This is a genomic window from Bradyrhizobium sp. (genome assembly GCF_019242285.1).
Lineage (GTDB): Bacteria > Pseudomonadota > Alphaproteobacteria > Rhizobiales > Xanthobacteraceae > Bradyrhizobium.
This window is the reverse complement of sequence record NZ_JAFAVV010000481.1, coordinates 1-5,884: the sequence shown is the minus strand read 5'-3', so window position 1 is coordinate 5,884 and position 5,884 is coordinate 1. Positions and strand designations below refer to the sequence as shown.

Genomic DNA, 5,884 nt, shown 5'->3' with positions numbered 1-5,884 from the left:
GGCGAGGACATTGGGACCCATGATGGCTTCTTCAGGCATAGCCATTGGCGGTGACGATTCGGGCCATCCACCACGACGCGACGGGTTCCATCATCACTACTTCGGCATTGGAACCGGGTGGAACCGAAAAGTTCCACGAAGTGCCTGCAATTCAACATTAATTTGCAGCAACGCCGGCGCCGTTTCCGCCCTAGTGTGGCGGTCGAGTTACAGCAATTCGCGCGGACATCGTTAAGAGGAACGCATGGCCTGGGGGCCACGTAGCTAACTCGAAATGGAATCGCGAATGAAAAAAACGTTGTTGCTTGTTACTGCAAGCTTCGTCGCGCTCGGCGCGGCGGCGCCGGCAGTTGCGGCCGACCTCGCGGCGAGACCCTACACCAAGGCTCCGCCAATGATCGCGGCCGCCTACGACTGGAGTGGGTTCTACATCGGCATCAACGGCGGCGGTGGTTCCAGCCACAATTGCTGGACCTTCGCTGGCGCGTCCGAAGGCTGCCACGATGCGACCGGCGGCACCGTCGGTGGTCAGGTCGGCTATCGCTGGCAGACCGGGCCGTGGGTGTTCGGTCTCGAAGCGCAGGGCAACTGGGCGGATTTCACCGGCGACAACATCTCGACCCTGTTCGTCGGCGATCGCAACCGCACCAGGATCGATGCCTTCGGTCTGTTCACCGGCCAGGTCGGTTATGCCTGGAACAACGTGCTGCTCTACGTGAAGGGCGGTGCGGCGGTGACCGACAGCAAGTACGACATCTTCGCCGTTCCCGGTGGCGGACTGCTCGCCTCTGCCGGCAACGACACCCGCTGGGGCGGCACGGTCGGCGTCGGCCTCGAGTACGGCTTCGCGCCGAACTGGTCGGTCGGTCTCGAATACGATCACCTGTTCATGCAAGACAGGACTGTGAACTTCGTTGCGCCGGCCGGCTTGCCTGCGGGCTCCGACACCATCCGTCAGGACGTCGACCTCTTCACCGCGCGCGTGAACTTCAAGTTCGGCGGCCCGGTGATTGCCAAGTATTGATCGGGCGCGGGTCTCGCGTTCTGAGGCGGATCGAGAAGGACCCCGGCTTTGGCCGGGGTTTTTTTGTGGCGGCCCCGCGCGAGATATGTGGCCGGCGACACCGATGTTGCGACGATCGCGCATGCTTCCGCAAGTTGCCGGATGAACCTCCGTACTATTGCGCAGCGCTTGCCGTCATCGGCCGCATCGCCTTCACGCCATGGAAAGCCTGAGATCAATCGCCCGGCCTTTCCGGTAGTTCCACGGGTTGTTGAAAGCGCGTGCGCAAATTCTATTGCGTTGATCGTCGTCCGAGAGTTAGCGGGGATCCGATGAAAGCGATCATTGCCGCTGCCGTTTGCCTGATCACGCTGTATATGGTCGATCAGGAATGCACCGCCGGCCAGTATACCGATTCGGTGAAGATGATGGTTGGCCAGATCAGCCATTCGATCGGCATCTGACGCCGCAGGCACGGCGAATTCCAAACGAATCGCCGTCGCGGATACGGCATCGGTAGGATTTTCCGGGGTTCGGACCACGGGGCCCTTGCGATTTGCCGTTCGGTCGCGTCTTATTTGCGTCGGATTGCACCCGCATTGGCTTTTCCGATGATCCGATCCGCATCACTGCTCATTCTCGCGCTGACACTCGGCGGCTGCTGCATGTCGGGCAATTGCTACGCGCCCATGGCGGCATCGAACCCGGGGCCGATGGTAGCCGCCACGCCGGCGGCACGGCCAGCGTCGATCGCCGGCGGCGCCGATCTCCCCTCGGCCAATCCGGATGGGCTTGTGACGACGTCCGCATATGACGACCAGGAAGAATATCTGCCGCCGTCGGGGAAGAAAGCGGCCGGATCGAAAAAGAACGGCACGAGCCGTTCGTACGGAGATGCCACCCCCCGCTCGCGCGGCGAGCAGGCCTACGAGGAGCAGTTGGCCGCGGACCGCGCCGATGACGAGCGGCTGAAGCGCAAATTGATGATCTGCCAGAACTGCCAGTCCAAGGGCAACGCGGACAATTAGACGCGTTGCGCGTCGGCGTAGTTGTCGGATGGGCAAAGACGCGATCGCGTCCGCCGTAGCTCGCAGAGCGAAGGCGGAAGCGTCGTGCGCACCTCTCTCGACAGCATCGCTTGCAGTGGTGGGCACGCTTCCAACTTCGTGTGTCGAATTTCGGTGCAAGCGGCCGCTTGGCCCACCCCACCGATCTGCGCCACCGAGACGCCGGGCGAACGCCGCGCTTCGTGTCCAGATTCAACATGTCAAACAGCGCGGCACACTGTCGTCGCCCGGCTTGCGCGCCCGCCGAAGCCTCGGCGTAGGCGGACCGGGCGACCCAGCATTCCAGAGAGATCAGCCTGAATCGAGACGCCTCTGGGATGATGGAGGCTCCGCTTTCGCGGGGCATGACAGCGGAGGATGTGCGACAGCGCAGGGCATACGCCCGCGTTCTCGCGACGGGATTCGTCCGAGTCCTGCAGTCGCGATCACCCTCGAAATCGGAGAGGGCGCAGGGAATGCCGGGTGGTTCAGCCTCACCCATGGCCCGCGTGCAACAAGAACGCACGCGGCGGTTACCACAGGTTCAGCCGAAATCACCGGCATTCCCTGCGCGATGGTGTTAACGCTTATGCCGTGCTCTCCTCGGGGAACGGGCTCTCTTGCCCCCGTCGCTCGCGTGATGCGAAGCATCATCGCGAGCTTAGTGCCAGCGTCGCGGCACCAGGACCACACGTCTTCGCCGTCCGCGACAGTCGCGCTCGTCTCGCGCGCCGCCAGCGTCCATCGCATCCCCGCCTCACGCTCGTGACGACGCGTTCGCCCCTCTCATCGAGGCGGGATGGCGCAAGATAACCACATCTTCGGAAAAAAAGAAAGAGGAATTTCGGGCCGCGCGGACTGAGCACCCGGATCGGCCTGAGCCATCTCGCGAAATCGGCATTTTGGCGCACGCCGATTTTCGCGCCGAAACAGCTGCCACGCACTGACATCCGGATTCACTCGGCTGATTCTCGAGCAGGCGAGCGACTCGGTCTTGCAGCACTCTTCCCAAATTCCTCCGGCCATCTAGAATTGGCGCGGAGGGACCGCGTATGGTTGCGAGCACGAGCTTTGCCGACTTCCTGCGCGAGCAGCTCGCGCCGCTCGGTCCGATTTCGATGCGGCGGATGTTCGGCAAGACCGGCGTGTTCTGCGATGGCGTGATGCTCGGCATGGTTACCGACAACACGCTCTATTTTCGCGTCGATGACGACAACAAGGCGGTCTTCAAGGAGGCCGAGGCCTCTCCACCGCTCAATTATGCCAAGCAGGGCGCGACCATCGACCTTGCGTTCTGGCGCGCGCCGGAGCGGCTGTTCGACGAACCGGACGAGCTCCTTAGCTGGGCGCGCGCGGCGCTCGCCGCGGCGCGTCGGGTTGCCACGAAACGGGAGCGGAGTGTCCCCAGGCGGGCAGCCAAGAAGGGGACGGCAAAAAAGCGGCCCTCGCGACAGGTGCGAAAACGCAGCCTATAGCTGGGCCTCGATCGCCGCCTTGTCGATGACGGACCAGACCTGCGCAATCCGATCAGCCTCGAACTCATAGAAGACGTTCTCGGTGAACTGAACTCTCTTGCCGTTGACCTGGAGGCCGAGAAAAGTGCCCTTCGGGGTGCAGTCGAATGCCAGCCGGCTTGCGATGTGGGGCGGATCGCAGATCAGCAGCGCGATGCTGAAATGAAGATCCGGAATCTCGCGAAAATCCCGCTCCAGCATCTCGCGATAGCCTTGCAGGGCGATCAGCCGGCCGTTGTAACGCACGTCGCGCTGAAGGAACTCGCCCAGCCTCGGCCAGTCCTGTTCATTCAGGCAGGCAATGTAGCCTTGATAGATCTCGCGCAGCTCGGCTCTGATCATGGCGACGGCACGGATGATCGAAGGTTCACCCTATGAAGCGAGCAATAACATCGCGAAGATCGGTTCGGTTCCCTTCGCGATCATCCGATCACCTTTTCGGATACGTCGTGAACACGTAATCCTTCGCCGCCACGATGGTGTGACAGCCATAGCCGCAACCGGCACCGGTGCCGAGCGGCGTGAACGTGTCGGAGGCGGCGGAAGGGCTCCTGCAATGAACGATGCGATCAGCTCCGGGTCAATTGTAATCGCGCCGCTCGACCCGTCCTCGGCGCTGCCGGCAACCATCGCGGCATTGCAGTTCTCGCTCTGGGGCCGGTCGACGGGGTACTCGTCGGCGAACGACTATGAACGCCTGCTGCGGCGGGCCGACGGCACCTCGGCGTTGCCGGCGGTGCTGGTCGCCTGGCGCGACGGCCGTTTCATCGGGTCGATCAACCTGCTCGCGCATGAGATGACGACGCGTCCCCATCTTTCGCCCTGGCTGGCGCAGCTTCTCGTGCTGGAGGAGGCGCGGCGGCAGGGCGTCGGCCGGGCGCTGATCGAGGCCGCGAGCGTCCGCGCGACCGCGCTTGGATATAAGCGGCTTCACCTCTACACGTCGGGCACCTTGCCGGCGTTCTATCAGTCGCTCGGCTGGCGGCCGATCGAGACGACCGACTATCTCGGCAAGCTGCGCACGGTCATGGCGTTCGACCTGTCGACGGAAGCGTCGTGAGGCATTGGAGTGGAGACCGATCCATGACGGGACGCATGAACGACGACCATCCGCGCGCGGGCTCCGCCTTCCGCGCCATTCGCGCGATCGACTACACAGTCATCTTCGTGCGCGACATGGCGGCGATGCGCCGCTTCTACGAAGGTGTTCTCGGTTTTCCATTGCTGCGCGAATTGTCGCCCGGCTGGATCGAATATCGCGTCGGCGGCAACACGCTGGCGCTGGCGCGGCCGAGCCGCACGGCGGGCGACGCGCCGACGCCGACCGGCAGCGCCGCGCTGCAACTGGCCTTCAAGGTCTCCGCGGCCGAGGTCGATGCATGCGCGAGCGAGTTGGCGCAGCGGGGCGTTGTGCTGCTATCACCGCCCACCGACCAGCCGTTCGGCCATCGCACGCTGTTCTTCCGCGATCCCGACGGTAACCTGCTCGAGGTGTTTGCGGAAATTTGATGGTCGCCGTGCTTGCCCGGCCGAAGCGCCAGGTCGTCGACGCCCGGCATGGCCCGTGCTAAATTGTCGCACGGGAGGCGAAGGGCGTGAGACACCTCGATATCATTGCGATGTTCGCCAGTCTCTGGCTGCTGCTGTCGATGGTGATCGACGCCGCGACGCCGGATGAACTGAACGTCTACATGATCGCCGGGGCGATCGCGCCGGCGACCGCGATCTCGGCGATGCTGTATTGGCTGCGCGTTCCGACCCTCGATTTCGCAGTAGCGTTCGCGACGCTCTGGATGGTCTCCGAAATGGTGCTGGAATTGATCACGCCGAAACCGCTGTCTCCCGTCATGGCGCTGGTGGCGGTGGCCCCGTCCATGATCGTCGGCGCCGTCATCCATGTCAGGCGCTGGCGCCGCGCGCGGCGCCGGCCGGCCGCCGCTGAATGATGTATCGGTAAGTGTCGCTGCGAGATCAACCGCATCCTGACTGTCGCCGTCTGGATTCACCGGCCATGGTGGTCCGACACGGAGCGCTCGGCTGGCGGGACGTCGAGCGCGGCCATGGCCCCGAAGCAGCTCAATAACATGCGGCGATGGCTATAGTCCGCGTTGGCGGCCTCCGCCGGGTGCAACCCGGACGTGAAAAACGACGGAATATTACACCGTTGACTTGTGTTCTCTATATGTTCTCATGTCGGAATGCCAGATTTATCCCTTGACGACAAGTGATGGTTGCGCCCATATGTTCACCCTAGGTCCAGAGCGACGCGAGCCCCTACCGGGCTGCCCGGGGTTTTACATGCGCGTAAACGATGATCTCAG

At 63.3% G+C, this 5,884-nt stretch carries 8 protein-coding genes; 7 read left to right on the top strand and 1 reads right to left on the bottom strand.

From position 1 onward, the window contains the following. Positions 1-286 precede the first annotated feature (286 nt). From JOY90_RS19100 to JOY90_RS19085, 4 genes are all read left to right on the top strand, one after another. On the top strand, positions 287-1,024 hold the full coding sequence (locus JOY90_RS19100) for an outer membrane beta-barrel protein (RefSeq protein ID WP_291692669.1): 738 nt from the start codon (positions 287-289) through the stop codon (positions 1,022-1,024). A 311-nt stretch (positions 1,025-1,335) separates the two neighbouring features. Further along, a complete protein-coding gene (locus JOY90_RS19095; RefSeq protein WP_291692668.1) occupies positions 1,336-1,467 on the top strand; it encodes a hypothetical protein in 132 nt (43 codons plus the stop codon). A 147-nt stretch (positions 1,468-1,614) separates the two neighbouring features. Continuing rightward, positions 1,615-2,031 carry a hypothetical protein gene (locus JOY90_RS19090; protein ID WP_291692667.1) on the top strand — a complete coding sequence of 139 codons (417 nt, stop codon included), beginning with the start codon at positions 1,615-1,617 and terminating at the stop codon, positions 2,029-2,031. Between the two features lie 1,070 nt (positions 2,032-3,101). Beyond that, positions 3,102-3,524: a TfoX/Sxy family protein gene (locus JOY90_RS19085; protein ID WP_291692666.1), complete on the top strand. Its 423-nt coding sequence runs from the start codon at positions 3,102-3,104 to the stop codon at positions 3,522-3,524. Here the strand turns inward: JOY90_RS19085 and JOY90_RS19080 are convergent. Then, the gene (locus tag JOY90_RS19080) at positions 3,519-3,905 is read right to left on the bottom strand and encodes an ester cyclase (protein ID WP_291692665.1); all 387 of its coding nucleotides are present in this window, start codon (positions 3,903-3,905) and stop codon (positions 3,519-3,521) included. The genes JOY90_RS19085 and JOY90_RS19080 overlap by 6 nt on opposite strands. A gap of 214 nt (positions 3,906-4,119) precedes the next feature. Between JOY90_RS19080 and JOY90_RS19075 the strand changes: the two genes are divergently transcribed. From JOY90_RS19075 to JOY90_RS19065, 3 genes are all read left to right on the top strand, one after another. Further along, positions 4,120-4,623 (top strand): GNAT family N-acetyltransferase, encoded by a 504-nt coding sequence (locus tag JOY90_RS19075; RefSeq protein WP_291692664.1) that lies wholly within the window; start codon positions 4,120-4,122, stop codon positions 4,621-4,623. Positions 4,624-4,646: 23 nt separating this feature from the next. Beyond that, on the top strand, positions 4,647-5,072 hold the full coding sequence (locus JOY90_RS19070; RefSeq protein WP_291692663.1) for a VOC family protein: 426 nt from the start codon (positions 4,647-4,649) through the stop codon (positions 5,070-5,072). Positions 5,073-5,158: 86 nt separating this feature from the next. After that, on the top strand, positions 5,159-5,509 hold the full coding sequence (locus tag JOY90_RS19065; protein WP_291692662.1) for a hypothetical protein: 351 nt from the start codon (positions 5,159-5,161) through the stop codon (positions 5,507-5,509). The last annotated feature ends 375 nt before the right edge of the window (positions 5,510-5,884 follow it).